This is a genomic window from Nitrosospira briensis (genome assembly GCF_900115125.1).
Taxonomy (GTDB): Bacteria; Pseudomonadota; Gammaproteobacteria; order Burkholderiales; family Nitrosomonadaceae; genus Nitrosospira; species Nitrosospira briensis_A.
Map to the genome: position 1 here is coordinate 214,234 of NZ_FOVJ01000002.1, position 16,324 is coordinate 230,557.

Below are 16,324 nucleotides of genomic sequence, written 5' to 3' on the forward strand. Positions count from 1 at the left end.
CCGGCTTCGCTTCAGGCGGGAATCAGCTTGGCGTATTCGAGTAGCAGCCACTTTGTGCCGGCGCGGCCGAACTTGACCTCAACGCGCGCATCCGCCCCGCGGCCTTCGCAATTCACTATTACGCCCGGGCCAAACTTGGCATGAACAACATTTTGCCCAACCCTCCAACGCGTCGCAGCCGAGTCCTGAGTGCCGGATTCCTGAATTTGCGTCCTCGCACCAGACAGCCCTGAACTCCTGAATTCCGGCTGTTGACTTCCAAACCTTGCCTTCTGTACCGGCTGTAGCCACTTGAGCAAGTTATCCGGTATTTCCTGCAGGAAACGAGAGGGAATATTGTAACGGGTCTGACCGTGAAGCATGCGGCTCTGGGTGAAGCTCAAATACAACCGGCGCCGGGCGCGGGTCAAGGCGACGTACATTAAACGCCTCTCCTCTTCCAGCCCGCCCGCTTCATTACGGCTGTTATCGTGGGGAAACAGGCCTTCTTCCAGTCCGCTAAGAAATACGCTGTGAAATTCCAGCCCCTTGGCCGAGTGCACCGTCATCAGCTGCAGCGCATCCTCGCCTCCTCCAGCCTGATGCTCTCCCGCTTCCAGAGAGGCATGGTTGAGAAATACTGTGAGGCTGTCGTCCTCGGCTTCGTGTACGAAGCTGGTGGCGGCGTTGACCAACTCGTTCAGATTCTCCAGCCGGTCCGCTCCCTCCCGCTCTGCACGATAATGCCCCAACAGCCCGCTGTGCTCCAGCATGTGGTCCACCACCTCCGGCAGGGGTAAATTTTCGCAGACCCGGCGCATCGACTCGATCAGCACAACAAAGCCTTCAACTCCTTTCTTTATCTTGTCCGGAGCCATACTTCCATCAAGCCGAGCCTGTGCATTACCTTCTGTTTCAGACGTGGAAGCCGGTACGCGCCCGCATTTCTGCAGCATTGCCTCCCAAATGCTTCCCCCTTGCCGCCGGGCGTCATCCTGCACCTGTTCCAGGCTTCGCATACCGATACCGCGAGCAGGAAAGTTGACGACCCGGAGCAGCGCATTGTCGTCGTCGGGATTGGCTATCAGCCGCAAATAGGCCAAGGCATGCTTGATTTCCTGCCGTTCGAAAAAACGCATACCTCCATATACGCGATAAGGCAAGGAGGCGTTGAACAACGCATGCTCCAGCACGCGCGACTGCGCATTGGAACGATAGAGCAGCGCCATCTGGGACAATGCCACGCCTTCGGCCCGCAGTGACTTCACTTCGTCCACCACGAACGCGGCCTCATCGAAATCTGTGGGCGCGTTATATACGCGTATCGGCTCCCCATGACCTTCCGCAGTCCAGAGATTCTTGCCGAGCCGTCCGCTATTGTTGCGTATCAGCGTATTGGCGGCGTCCAGTATGTTGCCGTGAGAGCGGTAGTTTTGCTCCAGCTTGATAATCTTCGAGATACGGAAGTCGCGCTCAAACTCTTTCATATTGCCGGTATTCGCGCCCCGAAACGCGTAAATGCTCTGGTCGTCATCGCCCACAGCAAATACAGCGGTCTGTTCGCCGGCAAGCAATCTTAGCCATTTGTACTGCAAGCGGCTCGTATCCTGAAACTCATCCACGAGAATATGGCGAAAGCGGCTGCGATAATGTTCGCGCACAATCTCGTTGCGATGCAGCAATTCGTAGTTGCGCAGCAACAGTTCAGCAAAGTCGACCACGCCCTCCTTATTGCATTGCTGCTCGTAGACAAGGTAAAACTCCACCATTTTCCGCACGAAATCATCGTACGTTTCAACCTGCGATGCTCTAAGACCCTCTTCTTTGGCGTTATTAATAAACCACTGTACCTGCCGCGCAGGAAATTTTTCATCGTCCGCGCCCAGGCTTTTCAGGATGCGCTTGATGACCGCCAATTGATCTGCAGAATCCAGTATCTGAAAAGTCTGGGGCAATCCCGCATCCTGATGGTGAGCACGAAGCATGCGATTGCACAGGCCGTGGAAAGTGCCTGTCCACATCCCCCGCGTGTTGATTGGCAGCATGGCCGAAATGCGGCTGAGCATTTCCTTCGCTGCCTTGTTGGTGAAAGTGACAGCCAATATGCCGTGGGGACTGGCTTGACCCGACTGGATGAGGTGCGCAATACGGGTAGTGAGCACCCGCGTTTTGCCACTACCCGCGCCCGCCAGCACCAGTGCCGACTGATGCGGTAAAGCGACCGCTTCGCGTTGTTCAGGATTTAGCGCAGAAAGTAGAGAAGACATTGAGAATGTTTACCGGCAGGGAGAGCCGGAATTGTCGCCCTCGTCCAGCTTGAGGCGATATGAAAAAAACTGAAGGGGACCTCTACAAATTCGAACTTCCAGCTGAACTTTGGCACAAAGCGCACACCGGACTGGCCAATCATTCAAGGGAGCGAATAATGGAACGTGCGGATTTTATATAGAGGTCCCTATCAAAAAAAGCGGTCCGCTACCTGTTCCGGCTTTCCCTCACCAGATCCAGAATAAGCGGCGTCAGTACCAACTCTATGGCCAACCCCATTTTTCCACCGGGCACGACAATGGTATTCGGACGAGACATGAATGAATTGTGAATCATGGCAAGCAGATACGGGAAATCCACATTTTTTGGATCGCGGAAGCGAATCACGACAAAGCTTTCATCAAGCGTGGGAATATCGCGCGCAATGAACGGATTGGACGTGTCTACCGTCGGCACCCGTTGAAAATTGATATGCGTAAGTGAAAATTGCGGCGTGATGTAGTGTACATAGTCGTGCATGCGGCGAAGAATCGTATGTGTCACCGCCTCTGCCGAATACCCGCGCGCGCTCATGTCCCGATGGATTTTCTGTATCCATTCCAGATTAACGATGGGCACAACGCCAACCAGTAAATCGACATATTTCGCTACATCGGCTGTATCGCTCTTCACTCCGCCATGCAGGCCCTCGTAAAACAGCAAGTCGGAGCCGGGCTTTATCGACGACCATGGGGTAAATGTGCCAGCCTTCTGCTGGTATGGCGCGGCTTCTTCATCGTTGTGCAGGTACAAGCGAACCTGGCCACTTCCGGTCTCGCCATATTCCTTGAATAAGGCTTCCAGTTTCTCGAATTCGTTGGCCTCGGGGCCGAAATGGCTGATCGCGTGGCCATTGTTTTTTTCCGAATCCGCTACGGCTTTTTTCATTGCTTCGCGATCGTAACGATGGAAACTATCGCCCTCCACCACCGCAGCAGTCAGTTTCTCGCGCCGGAAAATATGCTCGAAACTATTCTTGACCGTCGACGTACCGGCGCCGGACGATCCGGTAACGGCGATGACTGGGTGTTTTTGTGACATACAAACTTTCTCCTCAGGAAAATAAGGTAATAAAATGATGCAGTGTTTTTTCGCGTCAGATTTTCGCCGGTCCCAGCAAGCCTCGAGCAGGGCGTTATAATACCTTTTTCTCAAGAATTTTGGTGCGAACGGGCAAAGATAAAACATCCCCTTACCCTTGGGAGCCCAGCGTTCCTTGCTCCCCGTCCTCCGCGCCTTGATGCAACACTTTATCCAGCACCTTTTGCAGAAGAAGCCGAGTTTGACATTCGCCCGGGTCTGACATAAAATGCGCGGCTTTACCGAAACAAGCAGGGGTAGGTTTTGTGAAAACCTTTTCAGCTAAACCACATGAAGTAGTCCACGAGTGGTTCGTGATCGATGCGGCCGACAAGGTGCTGGGGCGTCTTGCCGCTGAGATTGCCCATCGTCTGCGTGGCAAACACAAGCCTATTTTTACTCCTCACGTGGATACCGGCGATTTTATCGTGGTAATCAACGTCGACAAGCTGCGTGTCACTGGCAACAAGGCGGAAAACAAGATCTATTACCGTCATACCGGTTATCCAGGCGGCATCTACGAAACCAGTTTTGCGAAAATGCATGCGCGTTTTCCGGGACGTCCGCTGGAAAAAGCAGTCAAAGGCATGCTGCCAAAAGGTCCGCTCGGGTATGCAATGCTAAAAAAACTTAAAATCTATGCAGGCGCCGCACATCCTCACGCGGCGCAACAACCGCGGCAACTTGAAGTCAGGGCTTGATTATCATGAGCACAACCTATAATTACGGTACCGGTCGTCGCAAAAGCGCGGTGGCGCGTGTATTCATCAAGCCCGGCAAGGGCCTGATCACTGTCAACGACAAACCGGTCGATGAGTTTTTTTCCCGTGAAACAGGGCGCATGGTAGTTCGCCAACCACTTGAGCTGACGGGAAATCTCACGAGTTTCGACATCATGGTGAATATCCATGGGGGCGGGGAATCCGGGCAGGCGGGAGCTGTACGACATGGCATTACGCGTGCACTGATTGACTATGACGCTACGCTCAAACCCATATTAAGCAATGCGGGGCTTGTCACGCGTGATGCGCGTGAAGTGGAACGGAAAAAAGTCGGCTTCCGCAAAGCACGCCGGCGCAAGCAATTTTCGAAGAGATAGACTTTTGTACCTGTCATACAAAAAGCCGCCCGTTTCTGGCGGCTTTTTTATTTGTTGCTTATAATCGGCCCGGAAGCTTGCGCTTGACCCGGAAATTAAATGAGCCATCGGGAAAGGTGACGCGTCAAAAAGCAGCGATAGCGAACTTATCCGCCGATCGGTTGCCAAGAAAGGGTAATCAATCGTTGCATCGAACCAGACAGGAAAATGGTGACGGCATCAGGAAGTTTTTTGAAGACGGGAAAGATTCAGGTCGGAGCGGAAAGGCAGGCAATTGGTGAAACAGATGCCGCGGAAATGTGAATCTCCACCTGCCGTCCTGTTACGAGAAATTTCATTCTTACCGCAAAACCTTGGGAAGCCATGCTTAAAATTGGAATCGTAGGCGGAACCGGCTACACAGGTGTAGAACTGTTGCGTATTCTGGCGCAACACCCTGAGGCAAGAATAGAGGCAATTACTTCACGCAAGGAAGCGGGAATCGGCGTAGCTGATTTTTTCCCCAGCTTGCGCGGGCGGCTATCGCTCAAGTTTTGTGATCCAGCCGAAGCTGGTCTGGAAAAATGCGATATCGTGTTCTTTGCCACTCCCAACGGTATTGCCATGCAACAAGCCCGATCGCTGCTGGATGCAGGCGTACGCGTAATAGATCTTGCCGCCGATTTTCGTATCAAGGACGTGGGGATATGGGAAAAATGGTACCGCATGTCTCATGCCTGCCCGGATCTGGTCGCGGAGGCGATCTACGGCCTGCCTGAAATCAATCGAGACAAGATCAGAAATGCGCGGCTCATTGCGAATCCCGGCTGTTATCCCACTGCAGTGCAGCTGGGTTTTCTGCCCGTAGTCGAGGCCGGAATAGTGGATCCGGACCACCTTATCGCGGATGCAAAGTCAGGTGTTTCGGGCGCGGGGCGCAACCCGGAAACACATACGCTGTTCGCTGAAGCCGCCGACAATTTCAAAGCCTACGGGGTGCCGGGACACCGGCACCTGCCAGAGATCAGGCAAGGCCTGTCCAGCGCCGCCGGGAGGCCCGTCGGGCTGACGTTCGTACCGCATCTCACGCCGATGATTCGAGGCATACACGCGACACTCTATGTCAGGCTTACCGAAGATGCCGATTTACAGGCGTTGTACGAAAAACGATATGCCGGTGAGCCATTTGTAGACGTGCTTCCCGCAGGTGCTCATCCCGAGACCCGCTCGGTACGCGGTTCGAATCTCTGCCGCATCGCAGTCCACCGCCCCCAGGGGGGCGATACTGCCGTGATACTCTCGGTAACGGATAATCTTGTGAAGGGCGCGGCGGGACAGGCCGTGCAAAACATGAACATCATGTTCGGCTTGCCGGAAACCCTGGCAATCGATCATGTTCCATTGCTGCCCTAGCGATCCTTTGCATACTATCCCATGGAAGTTGCAGCCCAGCCCTGGTAGTTCGCCGTCAAGAGACCTATCCTCGGCCCATGATTAAGTCACTTAAAAGAAAGTTCGGCATATCCGCGCCCCGTGTGGCGGTCCGGCCTCAAACTCCGGCCTATGTGAAATGGCTGGTTGTTGCTGTGCTTACAGTATCAGCGCTCGTGCTGTCCTGGGGAATGTATGATGCCGGCCAAAAGTTTGCCGGCTTTGACAAGAATGAAATAAGTTACGAATTGAATCGCTTGTCCGAGTCGAACGCACAGCTCCAGCAGGAGAATGAGGAACTGCGCATGAAGGTAGCCGGCCTTGACCGCCAGTTACAGATGGACTTCGTCGCACGTGAAGATATAACCCGGCAGATCAAGAGCCTGGAACATGAAAACACTCGTCTGAAGGAAGATCTGGCATTCTTCCAGAACCTTGGATCTGCCAGCGGAAAAGCCGAACAACGCGTTTCTATCGGCCGCTTGAAGCTGGAAAGGGGCAGCCTGCCTGGAGAGTATCGTTATAGCCTGTTACTGGTCCAGGGCGGGCAGCGCCCGAAGGATTTTCAGGGTAGTCTGGAGTTCGCTGTCAATTTCGAGCAAAATGGGGAGAAAATGATGATACCCCTGGCCGACGCCGCCTCCAAGGCAGTGGATGTCAACTTCAAGTTCTATCAAAGGATTGAAAATACCTTCCGTCTGCCGCCAGATGCCACCGTAGACAGCATGGAGGTGAAAGTGTTTGAAAAAGGCATAGCGCAGGCAAGGGTAATGCAGACCGTGAATTTGTCTTTATGAAGGAGAGAAAATGTTTGGGAAAAAACCGGGCAAGCCCCAGAATCAGATTGACTCGCTTATCGGTGCAGGAACCCATATCGAGGGCAATATCAGCTTCAGTGGCGGACTACGCATAGACGGCCGCGTTACGGGAAACATCATCGCGCCGGGCGACAAGCCTAGTGCTCTGGTGTTGAGCGATCAGGCAGTCATCGAGGGGAAAATACAGGTTTCTCATGCGGTCGTTAACGGCTCTATCTCGGGCGCCATTCATGCTAGCGAATATGTTGAGCTTCAACCCAAGGCCCGGGTTTCGGGAGATGTTTATTACAAAGCCATGGAAATACAACTTGGCGCATCGGTTGACGGCATGTTGCATCACCTGGATAACGTGAAAACCGACGCCGACAGTAAAGTGGTGACATTGGTACCCGCGAAGCAGAGTGATTGACGTTTGCACGATAGCGGGGGATAATTTTTTTTATGATTAAACTATGCGGAATTCAATATGAACGCACCAATCGAGGCTAACTTGGTCGCAGAAATGCATGTTCCGTTGATCTTTACCGATAGCGCGGCAAACAAAGTCAAGGAATTGATCGAAGAAGAAGGGAACAACGATCTCAAGCTGCGCGTATTTGTGGCCGGGGGAGGATGCTCCGGCTTCAAATACGGCTTTACATTTGACGAGCTAACGAGCGAAGACGATACCGTGATGGAAAAGAACGGCGTGAAGCTTCTGATAGATCCGATGAGCTTTCAGTATCTGGCAGGAGCGGAAATCGACTATCAGGAAAGCGCCGAGGGCGCCCAGTTTGTTATCAAGAATCCGGGTGCTTCCAGCACCTGCGGCTGCGGCTCTTCATTCTCTGTCTGAGCAACCCGGGCAATAACCGGGGCAGGGGCGGCAAGATGGTTTCATATAAAAAACGGAAGCCCCAGGCTTCCGTTTTTTATTTTCGGAGAAACGAAAAAAGCGATCAAACCGGATAAATTGCGCCAAGCAGCCGGGGACCCCTTGCGCCGGTTACGTCAGGAATATTGCCGGGACGTCTCTCGATAGCTTGATGCGCCAGCCAGGCGAACGCAAACGCTTCCAGCCAGTCGGCATTGATGCCGAGGCTGTCGGTCAAATCCACTTTCTTGCCCGGCAACGCCGCTTGCAATCGGCCAACCAGTGCTTTGTTTCGCGCCCCGCCTCCGCACAGATAAACCTCTGCCGCACCGGGAAAATAAGCCCGCACTGACTCGGCAATTCCGGCAACGGTCAACTGAAGCAACGTTGCCTGAACGTCCACCGGTTTCTCATCCCCGGTCAGATAACGTTCCAGCAAAGCGAGATTGAACATTTCTCTGCCGGCGCTTTTTGGCGGCGGCAGAGAAAAAAATGGAAGCGCCAGAAGTTTTTCGAGCAGCGTCTGGATTATTTCGCCGGATTCGGCCCATGCTCCATTTTCATCGTACTCCTTGCCGGTATGCCGCAAACTCCATTCATCCATCATCATATTGCCGGGCCCGCAATCAAAACCGATGACTTCTCCACCCACCGCGAGACTGGTGAGATTGCAAATCCCGCCGATATTGACAATGACGCGATGAATTTGAGGATCGCTGAACAAGACCTGATGAAATGCCGGTACCAAAGGCGCGCCTTGACCTCCGGCCGCTATATCGCGGCTTCTGAAGTCCGCCACGACCGCAATGCCGGTAAGCTCAACCAGCAACGCGGAATTGCACAGCTGAATAGTGTAGCCCCTCCCCGCTTGCGGGAAATGGCGCACGGTTTGACCGTGACACCCGATTGCCGCGACCTCCTGGGGCCGTACGCCACTTTTACCAAGCAAACCAGTCACGGCTTCCGCATACTGGCGTGCCAGCTCATTGGCGAGCGTCGCTGCACGGTGCAGTTCATCGTGACCCGTATAATGAAGGCCAAGCAAGCGCTCGCGTAGATCAGCGCGGTAGGATAGATAAAAGGTGTGCAGCAGGGAGGGGGATGCGGAATTGAAATCAGCCAGCACCGCGTCGATTCCATCCAGACTGGTACCCGACATTATTCCAATATAATAAGCGGTTTTCAAGCCTTCCGCCTGTGTTATGCCTGTTTTCGGCTAACGTTCAGTTCAAGGTTAATCCAGAAAGGCAAGATTGGTGCCACGCAGCATGTCCAGTCTCGCCATCGACGACTTTGTGTGCTCGTAAAATGCCGCCATATGCTTGGGCGGAACGGGCTGTGCGGGGGGCATCGCGACCTTCAAGGGGTCGCGCTGGACATCGTTGTAACGAAATTCATAATGCAGATGCGGACCTGTAGCCATTCCGGTTGCACCGACGCGGCCAATGATATCGCCCTGGCGGACATGCTGTCCCTTGCGCAAGCCTTTCGCGAAAGCCGATAAGTGACCGTAAACGGTTGAGTATGATCCCCGATGTTGCAGGAAAATGACGTTGCCGTAGCCGCCCTGCCAGCCGGCAAATGCCACGGTACCATCGGCTGCGGCCTTCACCCCCGTGCCTGTCGGCGCGGCATAGTCAATGCCCTTATGGGCGCGCCATGTTTTCAGGACGGGATGGAAACGGCCAGTGGAAAAACCGGAACTGATACGGGAAAATTCCAGCGGCGAACGCAGAAATGCCTTTTTCAGGCTCTTGCCGTCGGGCGTGTAGTAACCGCTTTCTCCGTTCTCCACCTGGAAATATAACGCCCGGTAAGGCGTACCCTGGTTAACGAACTCCACGGCGAGCACCCGTCCGGCTCTCGCCGGCTCGCCGTTGCCGTAAAGCGAATCATATACCACGGTAAAACGGTCGCCCTTGCGCAAATCGCGATGAAAGTCTATTTCGGACGCTAGAATATCGACAATCTGGGTGGCGACGCTATCAGGCACCCCCGCGCCGTCGACCGCGGCAAATAGCGAACTGTTTATTACGCCGGATTTCATCTGGATATGCGTCTCCAGTTTGGCCGGTTGTGTGCTGGGCTTGAAAACATCGCCGCTCTTTTCCATCACCAACTGTTCACTGCCGCCAGGAAAATAGCGGAGCAGAAGCAATTCACCCGCGGCTGTCGTCTGCACGTGAATGGTCTTGCCGGCCACCAGTTGATGGATGGCCTTCATATCCCTTGCATCCCGGAGAAAATTCATCGCCTCCTGATTATTCACCTCGAGGCGGGAAAGCAGGGTTGCAATAGTGTCACCGCTCTGGATGCGCTCCTGCCGCCAGAACGTCATGTCGGCGTCGTGGCTTGGCTGAATGTCGGGAAGCTCGAGGCCGAGGACAACCTGTTGCACGGGCAGTTCTTCCAATGGAGTATTCGGCGCAATACCGAAAGCAGCCATCATGCCGAATAAGGGGAAGGTGGATAACAGAATCAGCCAGCGCAATCTTTTTTTTGTCAGCGCCAGCGGCCTCGGTGCTGAATTTTTGTTTTTGTCGCCCGACATGATATCCCTCGTTCCCCTCATGGCTTTTGAGTTGCAGAGTCTAACATAAAATCTCACCGTTAATAGAAGGTCGGGCCATTAAGTCAATCCGAGGTAAGGTATAATTACGGGCTTTGCGCAGAACCCCGCCAGCTCGCTGTTTATAGCGGAATAACACTCACGGTTCACGGTTATATTCACATTTCCGGAAACGAGCTTCCCTCAAGCCATCTCGCTGATTCAGCAATAACGCCGCACTGATTTTCCGGGAATTTAACAATGTCAATGGAACATACTCTATGTCGACGGAAGATTTGACGCTTGATCTCCTGGCGTACCACGCTTTCCCTCTTCTCGCTTCGGCTCTGACGGAGCGAAAAGACGCGATTCTTCAGGAATGGGAATCAGCCGTAGCACATACGCTGCCGGCCGCGGACGCGCTCACGCTTGAAAACCTTCGAAATTCCGTCCCTTTGATCCTGCAGGAGCTGATAGACGCTTTCGCCTCGGGGCAACCGGAAGCAACCCGTTATCTGGAAGAGGGCAGTAAATTGCACGGCGAATCGCGCTTTCAGGAAAATTACAATATGCGCGAGCTGGTCGTCGAGTACCGGCTGCTGCGCCGGGTAATGATCGAGCAGATATCCGGCGTGTTGAACGAGAAACTGGATATGGAGAACAACGTGGCCTTGAACATGGCCGTGGACACAGCGCTGCAAAGCGGAATTGTCATGTTCACGGAGAACCTTCAGGCACAAATTAAAGCTTCCACCGAGATAAGGTCCAAGTATCTTTCCTATCTTTCGCATGATCTCCGAAACCATCTCAATCGCGCCACACTTCATATACAGCTTCTTTCGGCGAAGCTTGCCAGAATTCCGGAGTATGAAAGTAACGTGCTGGACCTGGACTCTGTCAAAAATGCAATACTGCAGACGACTGCCGGGATGGACAAGTTGCTGCAGTCGGAGCAGCTGCGGAGAGGATCCATGCACCAAGCAGCGAACGTTGTGGATTTGAATTTGTTTCTATCTGAAGTAGTCAAGCAGGTAGCCCCCGAAGCCAAGTCGAAGGGATTGGAGCTGGAGATGGACGTGCCCGAAGGGGCGAAGGCTGTCAGCGATGAAAAGCTGCTGATACTGGTGTTACAAAATTTACTGGATAACGCAGTAAAATACAGCTCGGCCGGCACCATAAAGGTGAGGGCACGAGACCATTCAAATGCTGAAAACATAAGCTGGGTATTAAGTATTATTGACCACGGGCCAGGTATCGCGCCGGAAAATCTGACTCACTTGTTCGACGCCTTCAGGCGAGGCGAAACGCACGGTATACCGGGCGTAGGACTGGGCCTGTCAATTGCCGCGGAAGCTGCAAGACTTTTAGGCGGCAAACTGGAAATCGAATCGGAGGTGGACGTGGGTTCAACGTTCCGGTTAATGTTGCCCAGCCCAGCATCGCCAGCATCAGAAAGCGAGATGTGATCATCCTTTCAAAATCAACTGTCCGGGGCTTTTACCCCGGACAACGTGCTGTCCAGCTACCGAATCAAATCCGGCAAACAAACTTATTGAAGTGTCAAAAAATACGATCCGCGCGCAATCAGGCATCTCGTTTCTAATCGGCGCACTTACCGTTCCCGGTTTCGCGCCGTTTTATTTTTTTCCGATCCCGCTTTTCACGCTCGCGCTGCTGTGCCATTTCTGGCGCAGGAGCGTAACGCCCTTCCGTGCGGCGCTGTTGGGCTTCTCTTTTGGCATGGGCATGTTCGGTGCGGGCGTAACCTGGATCTATGTCAGCTTGCATGACTTCGGGGGCATGCCCATGGCGGCCGCGGTGGTCGCGCTAATCGTCCTGTGCGCTTATCTCGCGCTATTCCCCGCTGCGGCAGGCTGGGTACTGAAGAAACTTTCGATCGCTTCTCCCTGGGTCTGGGTATTGGCTGCCGGCGCCCTGTGGGGACTGTCCGACTGGCTGCGCAGCGTATTGTTTACCGGTTTTCCCTGGCTGACATTGGGTTATTCCCAGGCTCCCGATAGTCCTCTTGCGGGTTTTGCTCCAGTCATAGGCGTCTATGGCGTCTCGATGATACTGGTGTGGAGTTCAGCGCTCGTATGTCTGCTTCTTGAAAGAGAATTTCGCAAAAAGAATTATGTGATTTCATTGCTCGCGATCTGGATTGCCGGTTTCGGCTTGCAGCATGTCCGGTGGACCGAACCGCAGGGCGAGCCGGTAACAGTGAGCCTGTTGCAGGGTAATATCTCGCAAGACCTGAAGTGGCGGGCCGACCAACTCGTCAGTTCGCTGGCAAGGTATGCCACACTTACGAGGGAGAGCAACAGCCGCCTGATCATCACGCCGGAAATCTCCATACCGCTGCCCCGTGATGAGGTGCCCTCAAGCTACCTGTCGCAGCTTGCCGCCCACGCAAGGCAAAATGACGGGGACATCCTCGTCGGCATGCTTGAGGTGCTCACTAGTGCTGGCGGCAAGGAATACTATAATTCCATGTTCAGCTTCGGCGCCTCGCCCGACCAGCGGTACCGAAAACACCATTTGGTGCCATTCGGTGAATTTATTCCACTGAAATTCCTGTTCGGCTGGGTCACGAACGTTTTCCCGATGTCCGATTTTTCGCGTGGCGGGCTGGACCAGCAACCCATGAATATCGCTGGGCAAAAAGTAGCAGTGAATATCTGCTACGAGGATGTATTCGGGGAGGAAATAATCCAGCAACTGCCGCAAGCAACGCTGCTCGCCAACGTGAGCAATGATGCGTGGTTCGGCCGGTCCATCGGCCCGCGGCAGCATTTGCAGATTTCACAAATGCGCGCACTGGAGACCGGTCGTTATATGTTGCGCGCCACCAACACCGGGCTTACTGCCATCATTAACGAACGCGGTGTGGTGCTGCAAGAAGCGGAAGTGTTTACCACAACGGCACTGCACGGACTGGCGCAGGGATACACCGGCGCCACGCCCTACATCCGGTTTGGGAATAGCCTGCTGCTGGGGCTTGCGGGAATAATACTTTTGATCAGCTTGCTACCGGTTTTCAGCGGTGGGCGCAAAAACCTGTAAAATCGCATTGTTGAGTAATCCCCCATTTTTGTTCAAATTCCCGCATGCGCACATTCCAGGAAATTATCCTCACCCTGCAACAATATTGGGATAGACAGGGTTGCGCGCTGCTTCAACCTTATGACATGGAAGTGGGTGCGGGCACCTCTCACACCGCCACCTTTCTTCGCGCGCTTGGCCCGGAACCCTGGAAAGCGGCCTACGTGCAACCCACTCGCCGGCCAAAAGATGGGCGCTATGGCGAAAACCCCAACCGCTTGCAGCATTATTACCAGTTCCAGGCCGTGCTGAAGCCCGCGCCGCCCGATATCCTTGAATTGTATCTTGGCTCGCTGAAAGAACTCGGCTTCGACCTCAAGCAAAACGACATTCGTTTCGTCGAGGACGACTGGGAAAACCCGACATTGGGCGCTTGGGGCCTGGGCTGGGAAGTATGGCTGAACGGGATGGAAGTCACGCAGTTTACCTATTTTCAGCAGGTCGGCGGCCTGAACTGCAAGCCGATCACCGGTGAAATCACGTACGGGCTGGAGCGGCTTGCAATGTATTTGCAAGGCGTGGACAACGTATTCGATCTGATATGGACAAAGGGGCTTTCCTATCGTGATGTCTACCATCAGAACGAGGTCGAGCAATCCGCCTATAACTTTGAACACAGTGACGTGAGCTTCCTGCTGGGCGCCTTTTCAAGCCATGAAACACAAGCCCGGCATCTGGTGGAACAGGGGCTGGCATTACCTGCCTACGAGCAGGTGCTGAAAACAGCGCACACTTTCAACCTTCTGGATGCACGCGGTGCCATTTCCGTTACGGAACGCGCCGCCTACATGGCACGGATTCGCGACCTTGCCCGCAGCGTAGCACAGGCTTATTACGAGAGCCGCAAACGTCTGGGCTTCCCCATGGCGCCGCCCGAGTGGGCGAGGCAGTTGATGGAGAAAGCCGCTTGACTAATGCAACTCAAAGTTTGCCAATCCCAAGTCTGCTCGTTGAATTGCTGGTCCAGGAGCTGCCGCCAAAATCCCTGAAGAAACTTGGCGACAGTTTTGCGGAAACCGTGACGGCAAGCCTGAAGAGGCAAGGCCTGGCAGCAAACGATGTTGCCGCCACCCCTTTTGCTTCCCCACGCCGTCTCGCAGTACATATCGAACACGTGGCAGCGCAAGCCGCTGACAAGTCCGTTTCGCAAAAACTGATGCCGGTAGCAGTCGGCCTGGATGCGAACGGCCTAGCCACGCCTGCACTGCTCAAGAAACTGCGCAGTCTGTGCGGGAATGCCGCCTGTCCGCCGGTATCCCAGCTAAAGCGGGCGATTGACGGCAAGGCGGAGGCCTTATTCCTTGATAGCGTGGCAAAGGGCGCAACGCTGGCAGAAGGCTTGCAGAAAGCAATCGAAGAAACGCTAGAGAAGCTGCCGATTGCCACGATGATGACCTATCAGCTTGGCGATGGCTGGAGTACAGTGAATTTTGTGCGTCCCGCGCAAGGCCTGGTCGCCCTGCACGGCCAAGAGATCGTGCCTGTCGAGGTGCTGGGCTTGACCGCGGGACGTGAAACCCAGGGCCATCGTTTCGAAGCAAAAATGAATCCCCTGATATTGCGGGATGCTGACAGCTACGCGCAATATCTTGAAGCAGAAGGTGCAGTAATCGCCGCTTTCCCCGCTCGCCGGGAAGAAATTGAACGTCAGTTGAAAGCGGCTGCAGCCGGCGGAAACCTTGACTTGATTGAGGATGATGCGCTCCTGGACGAAGTGACTGCTCTGGTCGAACGCCCTCATGTACTGGTCGGTCAATTTGACTCCGGGTTCCTGGATGTGCCGCAGGAATGCCTGATTCTGACCATGAAAGTACACCAGAAGTACTTCCCGCTTCTGGCCAAAAACGGCGCACTCTCACATAAATTCCTGATCGTTTCAAATATCCATCCGGCTGACGCTCGCCAGATAGTTGCCGGCAATGAGCGCGTGCTGCGCTCACGGCTGGCGGATGCAAAGTTCTTTTTCGATCAGGATCGCAAGAAGACGCTGGCTTCACGCGTTGCTGGCCTGGACAAGGTGGTTTATCACAATAAACTCGGTACGCAGGCGGAGCGGGTGGAGCGGATTTGGGCGATTGCGCAAGCGATCGGTTTGCAATTAGGCGGAAACGAGTTTGCGGCAAAGGCAAGCGAAGCAGCCATGCTTTCGAAAGCCGATCTGCTCACCGACATGGTGGGGGAGTTTCCGGAGCTGCAAGGCATCATGGGGCGCTATTATGCAAAACATGATGGCCTGGCCGACGATGTGGCGGACGCGATTGAAGATCACTACAAGCCCCGGTTTGCGGGCGACGCGTTGCCGCGCAATATGACCGGTATTTGCGTAGCGCTGGCGGACAAGCTCGAGACGCTGGTGGGTATGTTTGGTATCGGACAAACTCCAACCGGCGATAAAGATCCCTTCGCATTACGTCGTCATGCACTGGGTGTAATCCGGATACTGATTGAAAAGGAAGTCGCGCTGCCGCTGGACACCTTACTTGAGAAAACCGCGGATATTTTCGGCCGAAAGATCAACGGAACGCCTGAATCGCTCAGTGATTTTATTTATGAACGCCTTCGTCACTATTTCTTGTCTTCAGATGAGCAGACTTTCAGCCTGGGTGAGCCCGCCGATACGAATACGAATGCGATAAACACTGCCGCGATGAACCGCCCGGCTTTTTCTCCGCAACAAGTGGATGCGGTGCTGGCCTTGCGGCCCCAGCGGCTGAGCGATGTAAAAAAACGTCTCGACGCGGTGCGCGCCTTTGCGGCATTACCGGAAGCGGAAAGCCTTGCCGCAACCAACAAACGTGTCGGCAACATTCTAAAAAAAGCGGATGTCAGGATAGAAGACGAGATTAATCCCGCGTTTCTGCAGGCACCGGCCGAGCAGGCTTTGCACGACGCATTGAGCCGCATCGTGCCAGGAGCCGATGCCGCCTTCGCGGCTGGCGACTATAACGCTTCGCTGCAAATCCTGGCCGCGTTAAAACAACCGGTGGACGACTTTTTCGATAAGGTCATGGTCAACTCGGAAGATGAGGCGTTGCGCAGCAACCGGCTTGCCTTGCTCGCACGGTTGCACCATGCCATGAATCGCGTAGCCGATATTTCCCGGCTGGCAACCTAACCTTGGCTCCAAC

At 54.3% G+C, this 16,324-nt stretch carries 14 protein-coding genes; 10 read left to right on the top strand and 4 right to left on the bottom strand.

Features of this window, described 5'->3' with window-relative positions; all coding sequences use genetic code 11:
- Positions 1-11: 11 nt before the first annotated feature.
- Both BMZ14_RS06375 and BMZ14_RS06380 read right to left on the bottom strand, forming a co-directional pair.
- On the bottom strand, positions 12-2,246 hold the full coding sequence (locus BMZ14_RS06375) for a UvrD-helicase domain-containing protein (protein WP_074795937.1): 2,235 nt from the start codon (positions 2,244-2,246) through the stop codon (positions 12-14).
- A 208-nt stretch (positions 2,247-2,454) separates the two neighbouring features.
- Positions 2,455-3,327 (bottom strand): phosphoribulokinase, encoded by an 873-nt coding sequence (locus BMZ14_RS06380; protein ID WP_074795939.1) that lies wholly within the window; start codon positions 3,325-3,327, stop codon positions 2,455-2,457.
- Between the two features lie 305 nt (positions 3,328-3,632).
- Between BMZ14_RS06380 and rplM the strand changes: the two genes are divergently transcribed.
- The 6 genes from rplM to erpA all read left to right on the top strand — a co-directional run bounded on the left by rplM (position 3,633) and on the right by erpA (position 7,528).
- Positions 3,633-4,067 (top strand): 50S ribosomal protein L13, encoded by a 435-nt coding sequence (rplM, locus tag BMZ14_RS06385; RefSeq protein ID WP_074795941.1) that lies wholly within the window; start codon positions 3,633-3,635, stop codon positions 4,065-4,067.
- A 5-nt stretch (positions 4,068-4,072) separates the two neighbouring features.
- Positions 4,073-4,465: a 30S ribosomal protein S9 gene (rpsI, locus tag BMZ14_RS06390; RefSeq protein WP_074796506.1), complete on the top strand. Its 393-nt coding sequence runs from the start codon at positions 4,073-4,075 to the stop codon at positions 4,463-4,465.
- Positions 4,466-4,828: 363 nt separating this feature from the next.
- Positions 4,829-5,857 (top strand): N-acetyl-gamma-glutamyl-phosphate reductase, encoded by a 1,029-nt coding sequence (argC, locus tag BMZ14_RS06395; protein WP_074795943.1) that lies wholly within the window; start codon positions 4,829-4,831, stop codon positions 5,855-5,857.
- Between the two features lie 77 nt (positions 5,858-5,934).
- On the top strand, positions 5,935-6,672 hold the full coding sequence (locus BMZ14_RS06400; protein WP_074795945.1) for a DUF6776 family protein: 738 nt from the start codon (positions 5,935-5,937) through the stop codon (positions 6,670-6,672).
- 10 nt (positions 6,673-6,682) lie between these two features.
- On the top strand, positions 6,683-7,102 hold the full coding sequence (locus BMZ14_RS06405; protein ID WP_074795947.1) for a bactofilin family protein: 420 nt from the start codon (positions 6,683-6,685) through the stop codon (positions 7,100-7,102).
- A 57-nt stretch (positions 7,103-7,159) separates the two neighbouring features.
- Positions 7,160-7,528, top strand: coding sequence for an iron-sulfur cluster insertion protein ErpA (gene erpA / locus BMZ14_RS06410; protein ID WP_074795949.1), 369 nt, complete (start codon positions 7,160-7,162; stop codon positions 7,526-7,528).
- Positions 7,529-7,631: 103 nt separating this feature from the next.
- Here the strand turns inward: erpA and BMZ14_RS06415 are convergent, their stop codons facing one another.
- Together BMZ14_RS06415 and BMZ14_RS06420 are read right to left on the bottom strand one after the other, a co-directional pair.
- On the bottom strand, positions 7,632-8,732 hold the full coding sequence (locus tag BMZ14_RS06415; RefSeq protein ID WP_074795951.1) for an anhydro-N-acetylmuramic acid kinase: 1,101 nt from the start codon (positions 8,730-8,732) through the stop codon (positions 7,632-7,634).
- A 48-nt stretch (positions 8,733-8,780) separates the two neighbouring features.
- Positions 8,781-10,097: an OapA family protein gene (locus BMZ14_RS06420; protein ID WP_074795953.1), complete on the bottom strand. Its 1,317-nt coding sequence runs from the start codon at positions 10,095-10,097 to the stop codon at positions 8,781-8,783.
- Between the two features lie 278 nt (positions 10,098-10,375).
- Here BMZ14_RS06420 and BMZ14_RS06425 point away from each other — a divergent pair, with 278 nt between their 5' ends.
- The 4 genes from BMZ14_RS06425 (at position 10,376) to glyS (ending at position 16,311) form a co-directional block, all read left to right on the top strand.
- Positions 10,376-11,560, top strand: coding sequence for a sensor histidine kinase (locus BMZ14_RS06425; protein WP_074795955.1), 1,185 nt, complete (start codon positions 10,376-10,378; stop codon positions 11,558-11,560).
- Between the two features lie 106 nt (positions 11,561-11,666).
- Positions 11,667-13,157: an apolipoprotein N-acyltransferase gene (gene lnt / locus BMZ14_RS06430; protein WP_256208482.1), complete on the top strand. Its 1,491-nt coding sequence runs from the start codon at positions 11,667-11,669 to the stop codon at positions 13,155-13,157.
- Between the two features lie 44 nt (positions 13,158-13,201).
- Positions 13,202-14,107: a glycine--tRNA ligase subunit alpha gene (gene glyQ / locus BMZ14_RS06435; RefSeq protein ID WP_074795959.1), complete on the top strand. Its 906-nt coding sequence runs from the start codon at positions 13,202-13,204 to the stop codon at positions 14,105-14,107.
- Positions 14,104-16,311: a glycine--tRNA ligase subunit beta gene (glyS, locus tag BMZ14_RS06440; RefSeq protein WP_083396688.1), complete on the top strand. Its 2,208-nt coding sequence runs from the start codon at positions 14,104-14,106 to the stop codon at positions 16,309-16,311. The genes glyQ and glyS overlap by 4 nt, the downstream gene beginning before the upstream one ends.
- Positions 16,312-16,324 lie beyond the last annotated feature (13 nt).

Bases quoted from the DNA above. Each gene is read 5' to 3' on its own strand.
- BMZ14_RS06375 (WP_074795937.1), bottom strand. From the start codon at position 2,246: ATGTCTTCTCTACTTTCTGCGCTAAATCCTGAACAACGCGAAGCGGTC.
- BMZ14_RS06380 (WP_074795939.1), bottom strand. From the start codon at position 3,327: ATGTCACAAAAACACCCAGTCATCGCCGTTACCGGATCGTCCGGCGCC.
- rpsI (WP_074796506.1), top strand. From the start codon at position 4,073: ATGAGCACAACCTATAATTACGGTACCGGTCGTCGCAAAAGCGCGGTG.
- argC (WP_074795943.1), top strand. From the start codon at position 4,829: ATGCTTAAAATTGGAATCGTAGGCGGAACCGGCTACACAGGTGTAGAA.
- BMZ14_RS06400 (WP_074795945.1), top strand. From the start codon at position 5,935: ATGATTAAGTCACTTAAAAGAAAGTTCGGCATATCCGCGCCCCGTGTG.
- BMZ14_RS06405 (WP_074795947.1), top strand. From the start codon at position 6,683: ATGTTTGGGAAAAAACCGGGCAAGCCCCAGAATCAGATTGACTCGCTT.
- erpA (WP_074795949.1), top strand. From the start codon at position 7,160: ATGAACGCACCAATCGAGGCTAACTTGGTCGCAGAAATGCATGTTCCG.
- BMZ14_RS06420 (WP_074795953.1), bottom strand. From the start codon at position 10,097: ATGTCGGGCGACAAAAACAAAAATTCAGCACCGAGGCCGCTGGCGCTG.
- BMZ14_RS06425 (WP_074795955.1), top strand. From the start codon at position 10,376: ATGTCGACGGAAGATTTGACGCTTGATCTCCTGGCGTACCACGCTTTC.
- glyQ (WP_074795959.1), top strand. From the start codon at position 13,202: ATGCGCACATTCCAGGAAATTATCCTCACCCTGCAACAATATTGGGAT.